The organism is Calothrix sp. CBUCES-K 9914 (assembly GCF_059640475.1).
This window is the reverse complement of sequence record NZ_JBXXZH010000059.1, coordinates 1-16,501: the sequence shown is the minus strand read 5'-3', so window position 1 is coordinate 16,501 and position 16,501 is coordinate 1. Positions and strand designations below refer to the sequence as shown.

The following is a 16,501-nucleotide window of genomic DNA, read 5'->3' as shown; positions in this document are numbered from 1 at the left end:
CTACCTAACAAAGCCAATGGTTGACCAAATTAGTTTTTAGTGGTACAGATAAGGAATTTTAGATTAAGAAGTCTAAAATTAAGACCATATTGTTTTGATGCGCTTCTAAATATATAGTGATAAGAAGATAACGGTATGAATGATCAGATACAAGAGTTAAAAAAGAAACTGAGTCAATTAGCAAGTTCAGATAAAAGCTTTGAAGTTTTTGGTTCGGAATTACACCAGTATAAATTCAATCCTTGCTTGAGTGAAGTTGAAGTAAGTGATTTGGAAGCTAAGTATAAAGTAAGACTACCAGATGATTTTCGCACGTTTTTATTAGAAGTCGGTAATGGGGGTGCGGGGCCAGGTTATGGATTAATAGGTATAGATAGTGTGGAATTATCCAAGATAGAATTTATAGGATTAGATTTTTTGTCTTCGCCGTTTAGCTTGAATGAAGAATGGAATAATTTAGATTTACTTCAACATAGTAATGGTAAAGCTTCGGATGCTTATTATAACCCAAAATTGGTACAGGGTAGTTTTCTTGTTGCTGAGTATGGGTGTGGAATAGAGGCTCGATTGGTAGTTACAGGCGAGCAATCGGGTAAAATTTGGATTGATGACCGTGTAGGGGAAGGTGGTATATATCCTTTAACTTGTCATTTTGCTGCTTTCTTTCATGACGACCCGGATATTGAAGATAACTTGTATGAATCGATAGAAGAGACTAAAGAAGCGTTAACTTTTTATGAATGGTATGATAATTGGTTGAGTCGCAGTATTAGTCAAATTATGCAGTTAGGGTAGGGTGCGTGACGCAATAACAATTTTGAAACGAAGCGCAAGTATAGTAGCGTCACGCACCAACACGTCACGCAATAACAATTTTGAAACGAAGCACGAGTATAGTAGCGTCATGCACCAACACGTCACGGAGTTATTAAAAGTTATATTTCCAGTTGGGGTTAATAAGACTAGTTAAGATATGGTCTTCCCATTTACCGTTTATCATTAAATAATCTCTAGCGTATCCTTCTACAGTAAATCCTAGGCGCCTGAGTAAATTGCCACTGCGTTGATTATGTGGAATATAGCTTGCCATGATGCGGTGCATATTAAATTCAGTGAACATGTAATCAATAGCACCCTCCATTGCTTCCGTCATGTAACCTTTGCCTTGTTCGCTTTCTGCCAAGCTATATCCAACGTTACAGTAGTGCGCGGCGCCTCGAACGATATTATTAAAGTTGATGGTGCCAATAATTGTGTTGTTATCATTTTTGGGGAAGATAAAAAGTCTTAAGGAACGGTCGTTTGTAAATTCCTGATAATTGACTTCAATTTGCAACTGCCAGTATTCTTCAGTAAAGAACCCGTCTTGCCAGTAAGGATAGTAGGGAGTGAGGTAAATTTTGTTTGCACTGAAATAATTTAGGATTTTGGGTATATCCTTATTGGTTGCCATGCGGATAATGATGCGCGCGCATGTGATAATCATGATTGGGACAGGATTAGAAATTAATTTTCGAGACGATTCTATAATATAGCTTATGGCGGCTTTGGCGTAGTTTCTACATTGAGGTTAATTTGTGCGTGAAAGCGACCCATTCGTGAAAGCGTTCGCTGTCTACTGCTTCAAAACCCTGTGCTGATAGTGCTTTGATCACTGATTCTTCATAATCATTATTGTATCCAGATGTGATTAGTATTCCACTATAGTGATTTTTTCGGTGTAATGCTTGTCGATAATCTGGCGCCAGCATTGTCTGTATTCGTCCTAAAATATTGGCAACAATCAAATCAAAGCTACCATCTGGAGAAATATTAGAGGTATTGGATATATTACCAGTGTTGGCGCCACCCATCCAATTTCCCATTTCGCTACCACGTCCTAAACTTCCTTGTATAACTCGTACTTTGTCTTCAACTGCGTTACGCGCGATAGCGTCTTGAGTTGATTCAACGGCAATGCTATCATTATCCAACGCCAAAACATTTGCTCCCAGTTTAGCTGCTGCAATGCTGAGAATACCTGAACCTGAACCAAGGTCGAGGATATTCATAGAGGGTGTGACATAGCGTTCGAGCAGTTTAATAGCTAGTATTGTCGCTGGATGTAACCCACTACCAAAAGCCAAACTTGTTTTGAGTCTAATCAGTATTTCTTCTGATGTTTTAGGTATATAATTTGCACCAGGTGAAAGAACAACAAATTTTTTGCCAATATGAATAGCTAGCGAAGCTGCGTCTAATTTTTTCGGTTTTTCTGCTACTATATATGCTTCAAGCGTGCTTGTAAGTCCAGTTCTATGTAGGGGTGATAATAGATTTTCGATTTCTTGGATGCGTGTACTCGCTTGAATATTATTAGGTAAATAAAAATTTATTGTATATAGCCAGTTCGTTTGGCTCAAGTTTGTTTGAATATCAGTGTATTTATTAATACAAACATCTAATTTAGAATTAGTCGAAGCAAGTAGTGTGCAAACCCAATCAACTGCTTCGTTTGTAGTGTTTAGGCTTAATTCGATCCAAGACACGTTTTCTTTTCCTGTTTGCACCTGACTTTTTTCCTTTTGAGCAAGCTTATTATACTATTGAAGCATTTTAGGTTAAAATTAATTACCCCAGCTTCAAATAGCTGTAATTAATCTGCTTGGTTATGGTTCTTTATACTCTCGCTCAAAGCCCAGATATCATTCTTAAAGTTCCAGGTAAAGATTCTGCCAAAGCCCGTGAAAAAGCTATGGATCAGTTGATGGAATACATGGACTCAGGCAAATTATCTACTGAACTGGAGGAAGGATTTGGGCCTCAACAACTAATCGAAGTCAAAGAGACTAATATTGACAATACTGATGATGAAGATGGTGTTACCCAAGCCGTTCAGGTTCTCAGTAACCTTGCGACGCTTAAGTTAAAAGTACAAGAGTCACGTGCGGAGGCCTTAGAAATTCGTAAATCTGTTGATGTTCTTTTCACCGACGAGTCGGTAAGTGAAGATGAAATAACTCGTTTAAAGGAAGGGTTTAAAGTTCTTAAAACCTTTGCTCAAGTAAACCTCCGCTACCAAGAAGCGCGCTCCAAAGCTGAAGGCGCCCGTCAAGTTCTTGATAAAGCGTTAAAATCACCCGATAAATAAAATTAGTATAAAGTGCTGAGTGCTGAGTGCTGAGTGCTGGAGGAGCGAAGAAACACAGTGAAATAAAAAATCAAACTCAACGTACTTATCACTCAGCACTCATTACTCAGCACTCAGCACTCATTACTCAGTACTCATTACTACTTACCTCTAACTTTACGAACGATTGACGAATTTTCCTCCATTTCTTGAGATGCTTCTACACGTTCTGCACTCATTCTTTGTTTGTAATATTCCTGGTAGTAGCTGTAAGAAGCAGGCGCCGCTTCCTTAGATTTATTTGCTACAAAGCCTAAAACAGGAGTGCCGGAGACTTGAAGCTCTTCTAATGTTTGTTGGAAGACGGTGCGTTTGAGTTTACCTAATCCTGCAACTAGTACCATACCGTTGGTATTGGCAGCAAGTAAATTTGCATCAGCGAATCCTAGTACAGGTGGAGTGTCGTAAATAACAAAATCAAAACTGTTTTGCAGGTCGTTCATCAAGTCCTGCATTTTTTGTGAGGCAAGCAAGCGAACTGGATCGGGTGGGATTGGACCAGCACTGAGGACATAAAGGTTGTTTTCAAGGGGTGAGCGTTCGATAACGTTACTCCAATCTAAGTCAGAGGCAATAACATCGGTTAGTCCTTGAATGTTCATTACCCCAACTCGTTTGTGGAGTGCTGGACAGCGTAAATTGGCATCAACTAGCAATACTCGATGTCCCATTGCCGCAGCTGCTAAAGCTAGATACAAAGCAACAGTTGACTTACCATCACCTGGTGTTGCAGAACTGATGACAAGTGAACGAATTGCTGTATCCGAACCCAGTAAAAGAATATTCGTATACAGCGAACGAAAGACTTCAAAGAAAGCTGCAATATCTGGTTTTTCGATTTGACCACTGTCTTGTAGAGATGTAGCCAGTTCTTTTCGCGATGGAATTGTACCCAAAAGCGGTAGATAAGTAGCGTCTTTGATTTCTTTGGATGTGTAGAATACATTGCTGAGTTTATCAACAACAATCGCTGCACCTGTGCCCAAAAGTAATCCCAGTACTCCTCCCAGTAGTAGATTCCGCTTGGCACTGTCGGGCATCGCTGTTGGTTTACGAACTTCAGTTAATTGTGGATCGAGTAATTTCCACGGTTGAAGTTTTTGTGCTTTCTCAATTTCTAGAGCTTGTTGCTTAGTAATGAACTGGGTGTAATTATCGGTAGCAATTTTTAATTGTTGTTGGATATAGTCATAATCGCGACTAACTGTAGCTAAAGCTCGTAACTGATTATTGGATTTATCGATTTTCTCTGCCAAAGATTGATCGCGCGCTGCTAGGTCGTTGATGCGGCTTTCAAAATCACGTTGTACTCGTGATTCTTCTGCTCTCAGCATCGGTATGAGATTACCTATTGTCTCCTGTAATCTTATTATCTTCGGATTTTCAGGAGTGAATTGTGCAGATTCTTTTTTCAATACAATATTCGCTTCTTGGATTTGGTCTAAAATCTTTTGATAGCGAGCATTTTCGCTCAAAATTGAATTACCCGCACGTTCAGAAGGTTGCTGTATTAATTCGCGTTGCAAATCCTTATATCTAGCGACCATTTGCTCGTATTGCACTCGCGTCTCTACACGCTGTTGTGTAAGACTGGCAATTAAAGCAGAAATTGCTTGCCCTTTTTGGGCAGGTTCGACTAAATTATTGTTGATGCGAAGTTTACGTAGTTTATCTTGCCACTCATCAACGCGCGTTCGGATGTTTCCTTTAGTGATTCTTTCTTGAACGAACTTGATTGCTTCATTTATATCTTCTTGATTTTCAGCTAAACTGTAAGACAAGTAAGCATCCGACAAAGACTTCAATACATCTTTAACCTGCTCTTCATCAGGATTTGTATATACAATCTGTAAAATATTCGGCTGGGTCGATGTAATATCTAAATCACCTTCTAACTCTTTGTAAGATAGCTTAGGGTATTTAGTTTGTAGCTTTTTTACAATCGGCTCTATCAAGCGAGGGCTTTGTAGAACTTTTATCTTTGTAGTTACGCTGTCGGTTTCAGGCGCCGCAACCGAGCTTTGAGAACTGAGTGTTTGTGGAATGTTCGCAACAGCCTTCGACTCACCAGTTACGGGCTTAGTTAAAATTTCAAACTTACCTTTGTAGATTGGGGGGTCAGTTTCTGCTTTGAGTGCAGCACCGGCGGCGACTATACCCGTAACTCCCGCAATCAATAATGCTCGACGGCGCATTGTTGCTGCTACTTGACCCAGATTTAATCCACCTTCATCAGCATCATTTAACTGGGTAGCATTGGCTTGTATCTGCAACTGAGGATATTTTTCTGACTTCAGCATAGCGTTCGTCAATATTACTATATTACTAGTTAGTGTTCCTTGAGTGATAACAGAGTGTGATTTACTAGCAGGCTGGCGATGTACCCAGGTAAATGACTGACTGTGTGAGCCTTATATATATTTAGTCAAAAGATTTATCGGAAGACTAATACCCGCTGTCCAATCTCAACAACATCGAGTATTAAAAAATTATGGCAGATTTTAGGCGATGCACTATGAATACAGTAACACTACGCAGCTAAAATTGACCAACTGTTTTTGAAATTCAAACAAAAAATATATTTTTTATACTTATCTATTGTCCTCAACACTGACGTTTACACGGCTTCAGCGCCTATATTTCGTTTTCGTACTACTTGTAGTATGTATAATCTAAGCACTTTTACTTACTTGAATACCCTGATTTAGTTCTGTCTACCGATTTACTAGACACTTTTCCGGATGATTTAAATTTCGATACATATTTTACTTCGTTATCTAGAAAATATGTAATTTCTTTAACTCAGTATTTAGGTATTAAAGTTGCTGCTTTTTTCCAGTAACAATTAATCAAGAAGCTTCAAGAAATAGGACGAGTATGTTTATCTACCCGTCCCTTAGTTTGTGTGTGGATGTTTTTAACTTTAAAACCCTTGTACTTTTACAGCATTTTTCTCTTGCTTTCTAAAATTAAGTGTAAATTTTAGGTTTATTACATCATAAATAACTAAAGCAAGCTGCCACGGATTATCTTTGTGAAAGTTGATTTATAAAGTAAAGTCTTTTAAAAACTCAAATCTGAGCTTGATTATCAATTAGCCAAGGGTCGTATTAGCATTCCTAAATAATTTGTGAAAAATTCCATTCCGGTAGAAATGCGTTGCCGGAGCTTTACGAAGACCGGATTTCATTATAAATATATAGTATATTTTTTTACTAATTATTTCAATAGTAAGCAACACGTTTAGCTCGGCTTCATCAAAATTTTAATATAAAATTTTATTGAATAGCCACACTAGGCACCTCAACAACTTGTAAGTAAAGTTTCAACAATCGAAAAAGGGTAGATTTTTAACTACCCTTTCAACACTGAGGCGCTAGGATTCGAACCTAGGGATGGCGGGACCAAAACCCGCTGCCTTACCACTTGGCGACGCCTCATCGCACTAACATTAACCAATATAGTCGTAGTTGCTCGATTGTGTCAAGTGCTTTATGCCTAATTTTTAATGCCTTTTCTAGCTAAAGTTTGACTGTTAAAGGTTAAAATTGGCAAGTTGGCACACAAATGTGTAGCTTGGCAAACCAAAATAGATGCTGAGAGGTTATGCTGAAAGCTGAAATACCTCCGAAAGGCACACTTACTTACCGCCTTTAATCTTTAATATTGAGTAATTTGACACTAAAATCTCTTTTGCGTATGTTATCTACCAAATTTGGTATAAATTTTTTTAATATTTCGGCAATTTTAAGTTTCATCACGGACAAGCTAAAAGTTAAAAAAAATAGAACATACGATTATACTGCTCATGTGTCCGGTCATGATTATGTACTAGAGGCAATCGAAGATTGTGCTAAATATTACATGACAGCGCAAGGTAAAGGCATTAGAGTTGGTGATTTTATTACTTTAAAGGAGGGCGCCGAGGTTTGCCAATATCAAGTTGAGCAAATCGATTATTACTCAAATCCGAGCGATATGTGGACTGCTGTACTGAAGTACACTCCACGCATATTTTAACTAGCGTTTATACATAAATAAATTTACACTATCAGGAATATTTCTAAAAATTTATACAATTTTTGTAAAACTTGGCTGAATAATCTCATATAGCTATAACTCCTACAGATACTTGAGTTGACCGTATTTTTATGTACTTCACAAGTAACTTCATGTATATTATGTAAAGTTAAATTGAATATTTGAATAGTGGCTAAAGTACTGAGAAAATTATGCCATAATTGTTACGAAAACTTCTGATGCTTAGAAACGCGCGTTTCTGTATAGAAAGTTCTTCTGACTTCGCATCCTGGGAGTGTTCTCAAAATTTACTGAACATAGTTACTAATACACTTAAATATATTTACTTATAATAATTGTATTCTAAAAAACATTGACTTTGTGAATGTTAGCGTACTATAAAGTAGTTTTGAGTTACCAAATCAGAGCAATCTGGACGAATGAAAACATAAATTAATAAGTTTGACTCTAATTAGAAGTAAAAGCAGGCTTTTAAAAGCATGTATTTAAATTACTAATAAATAAGATAGTTAACTTGTTGGTGAGTTTTCCGAGCGCGTATATTAATTGGCAAGGACAAACTAAAAATATAGTTTTAACATAAACTATTTCGTAGGAAGTAACAAGATGCAAACGTTTTTAGTGACAGGTGGTTTTGGTTTCATCGGCGCCAACTTCATCCTGAAAGCCAGAAAAGAAAAATGGGCAAGGATTATAAATTTAGATAAACTCACCTACGCTAGCAATCCTTTGACGTTAGCAGGATTGCAATCTGATAGTGAATATGATTTTGTCCGTGGGGATATTGGTGATATTGAATTAGTCAGCAAAATTTTAGAGCAGTACCAACCTAACGCGATTATTAACTTTGCTGCTGAGAGTCATGTTGACCGCTCAATTCTAAGTCCACTTGACTTTATTCAAACAAACGTAGTTGGAACTTTTCAACTCCTAGAAGCAAGCAAAGCTTACTGGGAAAATTTATCCGACTCTGCACGCGCGTCTTTCCGCTTTTTACATGTATCAACTGATGAAGTTTATGGTTCGCTAAGTCCAACAGACCCTGCTTTCCGCGAAGATACACCTTATGCTCCCAATAGCCCATATGCAGCATCAAAAGCTAGTTCTGACCATTTGGTGCGTGCGTATTATCATACATATGGATTACCAACTCTAACAACGAATTGCTCGAATAACTATGGTCCACGTCAGTTTCCAGAAAAACTGATACCCTTAATGGTTCTCAATGCCTTAAATGGTAAACCTTTACCAATTTACGGTGATGGACAGAATGTGCGTGACTGGTTGTATGTTGATGACCATTGTGATGCTATTCATATAGTTCTACAGCAAAGTCAGATTGGCGAAACTTATAACATTGGTGGCAATAACGAGCAAAATAACTTAACCGTTGTAGGTAAAATTTGTGAAATACTCGACAAATTGGCGCCTCAAGTAGGGTTATCTCGCAGCGAATTAATTACTTTCGTACTAGACCGTCCGGGTCATGACCGCAGATACGCGATAGATTGCAGTAAAATCAAACGTGACCTAGGTTGGGAACCAAAGGAAAATTTTGAGAGTGGTTTGTTAAAGACTATTGAGTGGTATTTGGAAAATCCGAATTGGGTTGAGCAAGTTCAATCAGGAAGTTACCAAACCTGGATAGATCAAAACTATAGTGATAGAAAACTCGCGCGCTTGCATGTTTGAGGAGCTAACTATGAAAGGTATTATATTAGCTGGTGGTTCAGGTACAAGGTTATACCCACTCACCCAAGTCGTAAGTAAGCAGCTTATGCCTGTTTACGACAAACCAATGATATATTATCCTTTGTCAACATTAATGTTGGCAGGGATTCGTGAAATTCTGATTATCTCAACACCCGCGCATTTAGGCTTGTTTGAGCAACTGCTAGGAGATGGTAGTCAGTGGGGTTTAAAATTTAGCTATGTTGAACAGCCTACTCCTGATGGTTTAGCGCAAGCATTTATTTTAGGGAAAGACTTTATCGGTAACGACCCTGTATGCTTGGTTTTAGGTGATAACCTATTTTATGGACACGGACTTGTTGATGTGCTAAATCGTGCATCTAAATTACGTGATGGCGCCTTGATTTTCGGCTATCGAGTTTCAGAACCGCAGCACTATGGTGTGGTTGAATTCGATGAAACTGGGCGAGTTATGAGTCTTGAGGAAAAGCCAGATGTTCCTAAGTCAAACTACGCAGTACCTGGCATTTATTTTTACGATTCTCAAGTAGTAGAAATTGCGTCTCAACTTAAACCATCCGCGCGCAACGAACTCGAAATCACCGACTTAAGTCGAGTTTACCTTAACCAAGGACAACTCAAAGTTGAACTTTTAGGTCGAGGTTATGCTTGGCTAGATACAGGTACTCACGAGTCGTTACACCAAGCAGCTAGCTTTATTCAAACTTTAGAGCAGCGACAAGGTTTTAAAATCGCTTGTATTGAAGAAATTGCTTACCGTCAAGGATATATCGATAGCGACCAGCTACGTTGGTTGGCTAAACCATTAGTTAAAAGTAGCTATGGACGCTATCTAATGGATATTATTAGTTCCGAAACCCATTCTAATCAAGTTAAAACTTATCATCAGGTGCCTTTACCAGCTCTTTAGATTTTGGATTTTGGATTTTGGATTAATCTAAAATCTAAAATCTAAAATCTAAAATTTAGTATCCGATATTCACAACTTACTTAAGAGGATAATAAGCGTGAAGGTAATACCAACTGAGATTCCTGATGTATTGGTCATTGAACCGCGAGTATTTGAAGATGAGCGCGGGTTTTTCTTAGAAAGTTATAACGAGAAAGCTTTTTCTGAAAAGGCAAATATTAGCTCTGGTTTTGTGCAAGATAATCATTCGCGTTCTAGCAAGAATGTATTACGCGGTTTACACTATCAAATTCAGCAGCCCCAAGGTAAATTAGTACGAGTGGTAGCTGGTGAGATTTTTGACGTTGCTGTTGATTTACGCGCGAGTTCCAAATACTTTGGTCAATGGATAGGGGTAAAATTAAGCGCTCAAAATAAACACCAATTGTGGATCCCAGAAGGTTTTGCTCATGGTTTCTTAGTACTTTCCGAATACGCAGAAGTGCTTTATAAGACAACTGACTATTATGCACCTCAGTATGAACGTAGCGTTTTATGGAATGACCCCGACATTGGAATTGTATGGAATTTGGAAGCAGAAGCAATTTTGTCCGCTAAAGACAAAACGGGTAAGTTACTTAAAGAAGCTGAGGTGTATGCATAAATGCGAATTCTTTTAACTGGTACAAGCGGTCAAGTTGGCTACTCACTGCAACGTAGTTTGATAACGCTTGGTGAAGTTGTTTGTGCTGGACGTGAAGTTTCTGCTTCTGACTCTCAAAATATTAGTTTACATCTAGATTTATCGGCGCCCGACTCAATTCGTTCGGTAATTCGTGAAGTTAAGCCAGATTTAATTGTTAACCCAGCAGCATATACTGCTGTCGATAAGGCTGAAACTGAACCAGAACTGGCGATGGCAGTAAATGGAATTGCACCAGGTATCATTGCCGAAGAGGCGAAGCGTCTGGGTGCGGCGGTAATTCATTATTCAACGGATTATGTATTCAATGGCACTCAAGTAACACCATATACTGAGGATGATCAGCCAGACCCACAAAATATATACGGTAAAACTAAATTAGCTGGTGAAAAGGCGATTACTGCTGTTGATATACCGCATTTAATCTTGAGAACAAGTTGGGTATATGGCTTGCGCGGGAAAAACTTTTTGTTGACAATGCTCAAACTCGCGCGAGAGCGTGAACTGCTAAAAGTTGTTGATGACCAAATTGGGGCGCCGACTTGGAGTAGAATGATTGCTAAAACAAGCACAGAGATTATTTCACAGGGACAAACAAATATTGTCGAGTTTATTAGTACTAACAGTGGGATATATAATCTCACAGCTACAGGTCAAACAAGTTGGTATGGGTTTGCTAAAGCTATATTTGAAAATGACCCTAACCGAAACCAACATAAGCTAAAACAATTATTAGCAATTTCTTCAAGTGAATATCCAACACCTGCAACTAGACCGGCTTACTCGACATTAGATACTCGTAAAATAGTTAGTAATTTTGGTATTGATTTATTAAATTGGCAAGATTACCTCTTATCAGTTTTTGCTATCGACATTTAAGTTTCCTAATCATTAGGATAAGTAGTACGTACTCTTACAAATATATTTAATCTCAATAAAGCAGGTTTTTGCGTCGCCAAACCCTGCTTTTCTGTTTGCTAGCATCTTTTTGACAATTACCAAATTACTAATAATTATTAAACATTCTTTAATGTTTTTATAAATTTATAGTGATTTTTAAACAAATTTTAATTAAAATTTAATTGACTTTAATAACTAAAGATGCAATATGCTTTTGAAGCATCAATAAAATTGCTAAAAAATATATTAATTTACAATAAAGTGGTGATATATTATGAATATTGCTACTTGATAAGTGTAAGCATTTGAACAAAACTACAAAGTTTTGTTGATATTAAGTTTGGAAATATAGTAAATTGTTAGATATCAGGGCGTAGTATAATTTCGTTAAACGAATACACATCGGTAGAAATTAGGTAATCGTTAGTAATACAGAAAAAGCTTAAAGTAAAAGCTTTTACAATATTCCTCAAGTTAATCAAATACTGTAAATATAATTTCATGAATAAATCTTGTTCTATTTTCTTTTATGAGGGTTGGCTTAGTGTTGCACCTACAGTAATTAATTTAGCAACAACTTTAGCTGATATTAACTACAGTGTTATTATCTTTGCAATAAAACATCCAGAATTTATTCATCCTAGTAATTTAGACGAAAAAATCACAGTAGTTTATTTTGAAAAGCCAAAGCTTTTAAGTTATATTAATAGTCAACTTGGTAAAATTAAATTAAGTACAATAACTTATTCAATAGACTTAATCACATTTGCCATTCAAGTTCTAATTTGGAATTTTCGGCATAAAAAAGAAGATTTAAAGCGCGAAATTAGTATAGGCATTGATACAAATGGTTCAATTCTTGCTTGGATTGAATCTTACATATTAAAAACTAAACTAGTTTATCTTTCACTTGAATTAACTATTCAGAGTCAATTTCGTAAATTTGATAAAGTTAGACTAATTTTAGAGCGTTTAGCTTTCAAACATTCTTCCTGTATTTTAATTCAGGATGAAGATAGATTTGAATATCTTTGTAGCCAAAACAAATATAAACACCAGCGAGTGTTTTATCTACCAAATACAGTTAGTTACGATAGAACTAAAAAGTGTGTTAAAAACTATTTCAGAGAAGTATTTAAACTAGATGAAAAAGAATATCCATACTTAGTTACACAAGCAGGAATGTTAGCCGATAATGTCTTTTCTAAAGAATTAGCAACCACATTCAATAATATTAAGAATGGATTTGCCTTAATTTTTCATGAGAGAATGAAAAGAGATTTTGACGAACCTTACATTAAATTATTAAAAGAAATAAATTCCCAAAATTTATTTTTGTCTCTTAATCCACTTCCTTATGAAGAAATACATCGCGTATTTGATGCTACTACTATCGGATTAGTTTTTTATAGAGAAATTGATGAAAACTATGCTAAAATTGCTAAAGCATCGGGTAAGTTATCAGCTTATTTACAGCATGGCAAGCCTGTAATTATGAGTAATTTAGAATCTTTAGTTGAACTGAATAATAAATATAAATTTGGAAAAGTTATTAATAATATTTTTTGTGTCTCTGAAATTGAAGAAGCATTACAAGACATTTTAAATAATTATGATTTGTATAGCAAAAATGCAAAACATTGTTTTAAGCAAGAGTTTATGTTTAATTCTAAAGTTGAACCATTTATAAAATTTATTTATTCTTCCAGTACATAGTATTTATGCGCCTATGTTTATGTCGATAACCAATGAAAAGTATTACGTTTAGTGGAGTCAGCATTGCTCCAGTAGTTCGAGTAAATAGGAGTTAAGCAAATGTCAGATATTGTAGTTAGGGTAGAAAATTTAAGTAAAAAATATATTTTGTCACATCAAGAGGAAAATTACAAAACATTTCGTGATGCAATGGCTAATGCGACAAAGTTATTAGCAAACGCATTTAACTCTCGTAGTCAGAAAAAATTAAATCCCAGTCGTGAGGAATTTTGGGCACTCAAAGATGTTTCGTTCGAGATTAAGCAAGGTGATAAAGTAGGTGTAATTGGGCGTAACGGCGCCGGAAAGTCTACGCTACTAAAAATTATTAGTAGAATTACTGAGCCAACACAAGGAAGTATTCGTATTCAGGGAAGAGTTGCTAGTTTGTTAGAAGTGGGCACAGGTTTTCATCCTGAGTTAACAGGTAGAGAAAATATTTTTCTTAATGGTGCTATTTTGGGGATGAGTAAAGCAGAAATTCAACGCAAGTTTGATGAAATTGTTGATTTTTCAGAAGTAGAGAAGTTTTTAGATACACCTGTGAAGCGTTATTCATCGGGTATGTATGTACGACTGGCTTTTTCAGTAGCAGCACATTTAGAACCAGAAATCTTAATCGTTGACGAAGTGTTGGCAGTTGGCGATAGCAAATTTCAAGAAAAGTGTTTGGGTAAGATGGAAGAGGTAGGGAAAGACGGACGAACAGTTTTGTTTGTAAGTCATAATATGGCGACAATAAATAATTTATGTGAAAAAGTTGTTTGGTTGTCTGATGGGTCTGTAAAAATGGTAGGAAAAACAGAGCAAATTACTAACCAGTATTTAATTTATGGTGCGGAACGTTCAGGTGAAGTTTTGTTTAAAATCACCAATATTAGCAAAAAATTTTGGTTTAAACGTTTATCTTTACTTAATAATGAAGAAAACGTTAAGTCTGTTTTTGATGTTACAAAACCAATCGTCATTGAAGTAGAGTATTATGCTACTCAATTATTAGATATAGAGATTTCTATAGATATACGTGATTCTTCTGGAGTTATGGTATTCAGTTTACTTCGTTCATCATCTATAAATACTAATTTAACAATTGGTGATTCTGTTGTACAAATCGAAATTCCTCCTTTATTTTTGGCGCCTAGAACATACAGTATTGATATTGCTGCATACAAACCACATGGTGAATTTTATGCACATCATAAATCAATAGTTATGTTTGAAATTGAAGAGACAGGAAGTCCTTTGGCTATATATCAAGGTTCAGAATGCGGTTTCATAATCGTAAATTTTCCGTGGAAAATAATTAAATAAATATTAAGATTTTAAATATTTTATTTAATAATAGTAAAGTTAACAGTATATCAAAGTATTAAAGTAATTTAATTTGATTTTGTCATCTACTAATCAATATAAAAACAGTTAGTTATTCTCAAGAAAATCGTGTGAAAATGATTGAACAAATTTCTTATCAAAATCAGTTAATCGCTCTAATCGTCTCTCGAAAATTTAATGAATTAGGAGCTCATTTTTTTACACATAATGAGCTTTCGCAGCAACTAGCTTACATGCACCATCCAAAAGGGAAAATAATTGAGCCGCATGTTCATAATGTTGTATTACGCCAAGTACAATATACCCAAGAAGTTCTGTTTATCAAAAAAGGTATATTGCGTGTAGACTTTTATACTAGTGAACAGCATTACTTGGAAAGTCGTATTTTAGAAGCTGGTGATGTTATCCTTTTAGCTTCTGGTGGGCATGGTTTTGAAGTTATAGAAGAAGTCGAGATGTTTGAGGTTAAGCAAGGACCTTACATGGGTGAACAAGACAAAACCCGATTTAACGGTATTACTCCTCTTGAAAGCAAGCTAGCTGAATATAGTACTTTATGAAACCAATTCCAGTAAATGAGATACTGCTAGACGGTAACGAGAAAAAATATTTACTCGAATGTATTGAAACCGGCTGGATTTCTTCAGAAGGTCCTTTCGTTAAAAAGTTTGAAGAACAGTTTGCCGCGCGCGTAGGGCGTAAATATGGTATTGCTGTTAGTAATGGTTCTGTTGCTCTTGACACGGCAGTTGCCGCTTTGGGGATCAAAACTGGAGATGAAGTAATTCTCCCTACGTTTACAATTATTTCTTGTGCAGCTGCTATTGTCCGTGTTGGCGCCATTCCAGTAGTAGTAGACTGTGACTGCCGCACATGGAATATAAATATTAGTCAGATAGAGGATAAAATTACATCCAAAACAAAAGCCATTATGGTTGTTCATATCTATGGACTACCTGTGGATATGGTGCCCATACAAGCTTTAGCTTCCAAGTATGGACTACAAATAATTGAAGATGCAGCCGAAATGCATGGTCAAACCTACAAAGGTCTTCCCTGTGGCAGCTTTGGTGCCATTAGTACCTTTAGTTTTTACCCCAACAAGCATGTTACGACAGGTGAAGGGGGAATGCTGGTGACGGATGATGAAGAGTTGGCAGTTCGTTGTCGTAGTTTACGCAATTTATGCTTTCAGCCCCAAAAACGTTTTGTTCATGAAGAGTTAGGCTGGAATTTTCGGATGACTAATTTGCAAGCTGCTCTTGGGGTTGCACAATTAGAACGACTCGACGAGTTTGTCGCGCGTAAACGTTTTATAGGGCAACGATATACAGAACTTTTAGCAAATATTCCCGGTTTAGAGTTACCTGTTACGAAAACCGATTATGCAGAGAATATTTATTGGGTGTACGGGATAGTGTTAAAAGATGAAGTACACTTTGACGCTGTTGAAGCAATGCGTCGTTTAGCTGAATATAAAATTGGAACTCGTCCCTTTTTCTGGTGTATGCATGAGCAACCTGTATTCCAAAAAATGGGTTTGTTTGATAACGTATCTTGTCCTGTTGCAGAAAGAATAGCCCGTCGTGGGTTTTATATTCCTAGTGGTATGGCAATTACCTTAGAGCAGATCGAACGAGTAGCATTAGCCATTGGAGAAATTTTTTCATGAAAAGTATCATTAATAAGATTCCGTTTGTTAAGCGTTCTTATCAGCTTTATAAAAAGAAACAATACAAGTCTAAATTTGCGACTGATTGCTATGGTGCCTTCTGGGGAGTATTTGATACATTAGAGGAAGCCATACTAGCGGCGCCTAAGACTAAAAGTGTCGGATACGATAATGAGGAGTTAGCTCAGGAATACCAACAGATGTCAATACTACTCGGTTAAGACATTTTGCTAAAATACGATCCCCCCTAACCCCCCTTAATAAGCAGGGCTGTTTCATTCCCTCTCAAATCGGATTTGTCAAGATGGTTAGCTATAAAAATCATAA

General features: G+C 36.6%; 15 protein-coding genes and 1 tRNA gene. 12 read left to right on the top strand and 4 right to left on the bottom strand.

What is annotated here, in order from left to right:
- Window positions 1-135: 135 nt before the first annotated feature.
- Window positions 136-795: an SMI1/KNR4 family protein gene (locus tag AC2JBO_RS15725; protein WP_496954588.1), complete on the top strand. Its 660-nt coding sequence runs from the start codon at window positions 136-138 to the stop codon at window positions 793-795.
- A gap of 133 nt (window positions 796-928) precedes the next feature.
- Here AC2JBO_RS15725 and AC2JBO_RS15720 read toward each other — a convergent pair whose 3' ends face one another.
- Window positions 929-1,486 (bottom strand): GNAT family N-acetyltransferase, encoded by a 558-nt coding sequence (locus AC2JBO_RS15720; protein WP_496954587.1) that lies wholly within the window; start codon window positions 1,484-1,486, stop codon window positions 929-931.
- Between the two features lie 73 nt (window positions 1,487-1,559).
- Window positions 1,560-2,528 carry a 50S ribosomal protein L11 methyltransferase gene (locus AC2JBO_RS15715; protein WP_496954586.1) on the bottom strand — a complete coding sequence of 323 codons (969 nt, stop codon included), beginning with the start codon at window positions 2,526-2,528 and terminating at the stop codon, window positions 1,560-1,562.
- 122 nt (window positions 2,529-2,650) lie between these two features.
- Here AC2JBO_RS15715 and AC2JBO_RS15710 point away from each other — a divergent pair, with 122 nt between their 5' ends.
- Window positions 2,651-3,130 carry a hypothetical protein gene (locus tag AC2JBO_RS15710; protein WP_496954585.1) on the top strand — a complete coding sequence of 160 codons (480 nt, stop codon included), beginning with the start codon at window positions 2,651-2,653 and terminating at the stop codon, window positions 3,128-3,130.
- A gap of 140 nt (window positions 3,131-3,270) precedes the next feature.
- Here the strand turns inward: AC2JBO_RS15710 and AC2JBO_RS15705 are convergent, their stop codons facing one another.
- Together AC2JBO_RS15705 and AC2JBO_RS15700 are read right to left on the bottom strand one after the other, a co-directional pair.
- Entirely contained in the window at window positions 3,271-5,469 is a 2,199-nt protein-coding gene (locus AC2JBO_RS15705; protein ID WP_496954584.1) for a GumC family protein, read from the bottom strand.
- 1,068 nt (window positions 5,470-6,537) lie between these two features.
- A tRNA-Gln gene (locus AC2JBO_RS15700) sits at window positions 6,538-6,609 on the bottom strand.
- Window positions 6,610-6,868: 259 nt separating this feature from the next.
- Between AC2JBO_RS15700 and AC2JBO_RS15695 the strand changes: the two genes are divergently transcribed.
- From AC2JBO_RS15695 to AC2JBO_RS15650, 10 genes are all read left to right on the top strand, one after another.
- Entirely contained in the window at window positions 6,869-7,189 is a 321-nt protein-coding gene (locus tag AC2JBO_RS15695) for a hypothetical protein (RefSeq protein ID WP_496954583.1), read from the top strand.
- Between the two features lie 627 nt (window positions 7,190-7,816).
- Window positions 7,817-8,902, top strand: coding sequence for a dTDP-glucose 4,6-dehydratase (gene rfbB / locus AC2JBO_RS15690; RefSeq protein WP_496954582.1), 1,086 nt, complete (start codon window positions 7,817-7,819; stop codon window positions 8,900-8,902).
- Between the two features lie 10 nt (window positions 8,903-8,912).
- On the top strand, window positions 8,913-9,833 hold the full coding sequence (gene rfbA, locus AC2JBO_RS15685) for a glucose-1-phosphate thymidylyltransferase RfbA (protein ID WP_496954581.1): 921 nt from the start codon (window positions 8,913-8,915) through the stop codon (window positions 9,831-9,833).
- A gap of 97 nt (window positions 9,834-9,930) precedes the next feature.
- Window positions 9,931-10,476 carry a dTDP-4-dehydrorhamnose 3,5-epimerase gene (rfbC, locus tag AC2JBO_RS15680; protein ID WP_496954580.1) on the top strand — a complete coding sequence of 182 codons (546 nt, stop codon included), beginning with the start codon at window positions 9,931-9,933 and terminating at the stop codon, window positions 10,474-10,476.
- A complete protein-coding gene (rfbD, locus tag AC2JBO_RS15675; RefSeq protein ID WP_496954579.1) occupies window positions 10,477-11,394 on the top strand; it encodes a dTDP-4-dehydrorhamnose reductase in 918 nt (305 codons plus the stop codon).
- 522 nt (window positions 11,395-11,916) lie between these two features.
- Window positions 11,917-13,131: a glycosyltransferase family protein gene (locus AC2JBO_RS15670; protein WP_496954578.1), complete on the top strand. Its 1,215-nt coding sequence runs from the start codon at window positions 11,917-11,919 to the stop codon at window positions 13,129-13,131.
- Between the two features lie 99 nt (window positions 13,132-13,230).
- Window positions 13,231-14,481, top strand: coding sequence for an ABC transporter ATP-binding protein (locus AC2JBO_RS15665; protein WP_496954577.1), 1,251 nt, complete (start codon window positions 13,231-13,233; stop codon window positions 14,479-14,481).
- A gap of 137 nt (window positions 14,482-14,618) precedes the next feature.
- The gene (locus tag AC2JBO_RS15660; RefSeq protein ID WP_496954576.1) at window positions 14,619-15,062 is read left to right on the top strand and encodes a hypothetical protein; all 444 of its coding nucleotides are present in this window, start codon (window positions 14,619-14,621) and stop codon (window positions 15,060-15,062) included.
- Window positions 15,059-16,174, top strand: a complete 1,116-nt coding sequence (locus tag AC2JBO_RS15655) for a DegT/DnrJ/EryC1/StrS family aminotransferase (RefSeq protein ID WP_496954575.1) — start codon at window positions 15,059-15,061, stop codon at window positions 16,172-16,174. Before AC2JBO_RS15660 ends, AC2JBO_RS15655 begins: the two co-directional genes overlap by 4 nt.
- Window positions 16,171-16,395 carry a hypothetical protein gene (locus tag AC2JBO_RS15650; RefSeq protein ID WP_496954574.1) on the top strand — a complete coding sequence of 75 codons (225 nt, stop codon included), beginning with the start codon at window positions 16,171-16,173 and terminating at the stop codon, window positions 16,393-16,395. The genes AC2JBO_RS15655 and AC2JBO_RS15650 overlap by 4 nt, the downstream gene beginning before the upstream one ends.
- Window positions 16,396-16,501 lie beyond the last annotated feature (106 nt).

What these genes read in the sequence shown, in the direction of transcription:
- AC2JBO_RS15725 (WP_496954588.1), top strand. Translation starts at nt 136, where the DNA reads ATGAATGATCAGATACAAGAGTTAAAAAAGAAACTGAGTCAATTAGCA.
- AC2JBO_RS15720 (WP_496954587.1), bottom strand. Translation starts at nt 1,486, where the DNA reads ATGATTATCACATGCGCGCGCATCATTATCCGCATGGCAACCAATAAG.
- AC2JBO_RS15710 (WP_496954585.1), top strand. Translation starts at nt 2,651, where the DNA reads ATGGTTCTTTATACTCTCGCTCAAAGCCCAGATATCATTCTTAAAGTT.
- AC2JBO_RS15705 (WP_496954584.1), bottom strand. Translation starts at nt 5,469, where the DNA reads ATGCTGAAGTCAGAAAAATATCCTCAGTTGCAGATACAAGCCAATGCT.
- AC2JBO_RS15695 (WP_496954583.1), top strand. Translation starts at nt 6,869, where the DNA reads ATGTTATCTACCAAATTTGGTATAAATTTTTTTAATATTTCGGCAATT.
- rfbB (WP_496954582.1), top strand. Translation starts at nt 7,817, where the DNA reads ATGCAAACGTTTTTAGTGACAGGTGGTTTTGGTTTCATCGGCGCCAAC.
- rfbA (WP_496954581.1), top strand. Translation starts at nt 8,913, where the DNA reads ATGAAAGGTATTATATTAGCTGGTGGTTCAGGTACAAGGTTATACCCA.
- rfbD (WP_496954579.1), top strand. Translation starts at nt 10,477, where the DNA reads ATGCGAATTCTTTTAACTGGTACAAGCGGTCAAGTTGGCTACTCACTG.
- AC2JBO_RS15670 (WP_496954578.1), top strand. Translation starts at nt 11,917, where the DNA reads ATGAATAAATCTTGTTCTATTTTCTTTTATGAGGGTTGGCTTAGTGTT.
- AC2JBO_RS15665 (WP_496954577.1), top strand. Translation starts at nt 13,231, where the DNA reads ATGTCAGATATTGTAGTTAGGGTAGAAAATTTAAGTAAAAAATATATT.
- AC2JBO_RS15660 (WP_496954576.1), top strand. Translation starts at nt 14,619, where the DNA reads ATGATTGAACAAATTTCTTATCAAAATCAGTTAATCGCTCTAATCGTC.
- AC2JBO_RS15655 (WP_496954575.1), top strand. Translation starts at nt 15,059, where the DNA reads ATGAAACCAATTCCAGTAAATGAGATACTGCTAGACGGTAACGAGAAA.
- AC2JBO_RS15650 (WP_496954574.1), top strand. Translation starts at nt 16,171, where the DNA reads ATGAAAAGTATCATTAATAAGATTCCGTTTGTTAAGCGTTCTTATCAG.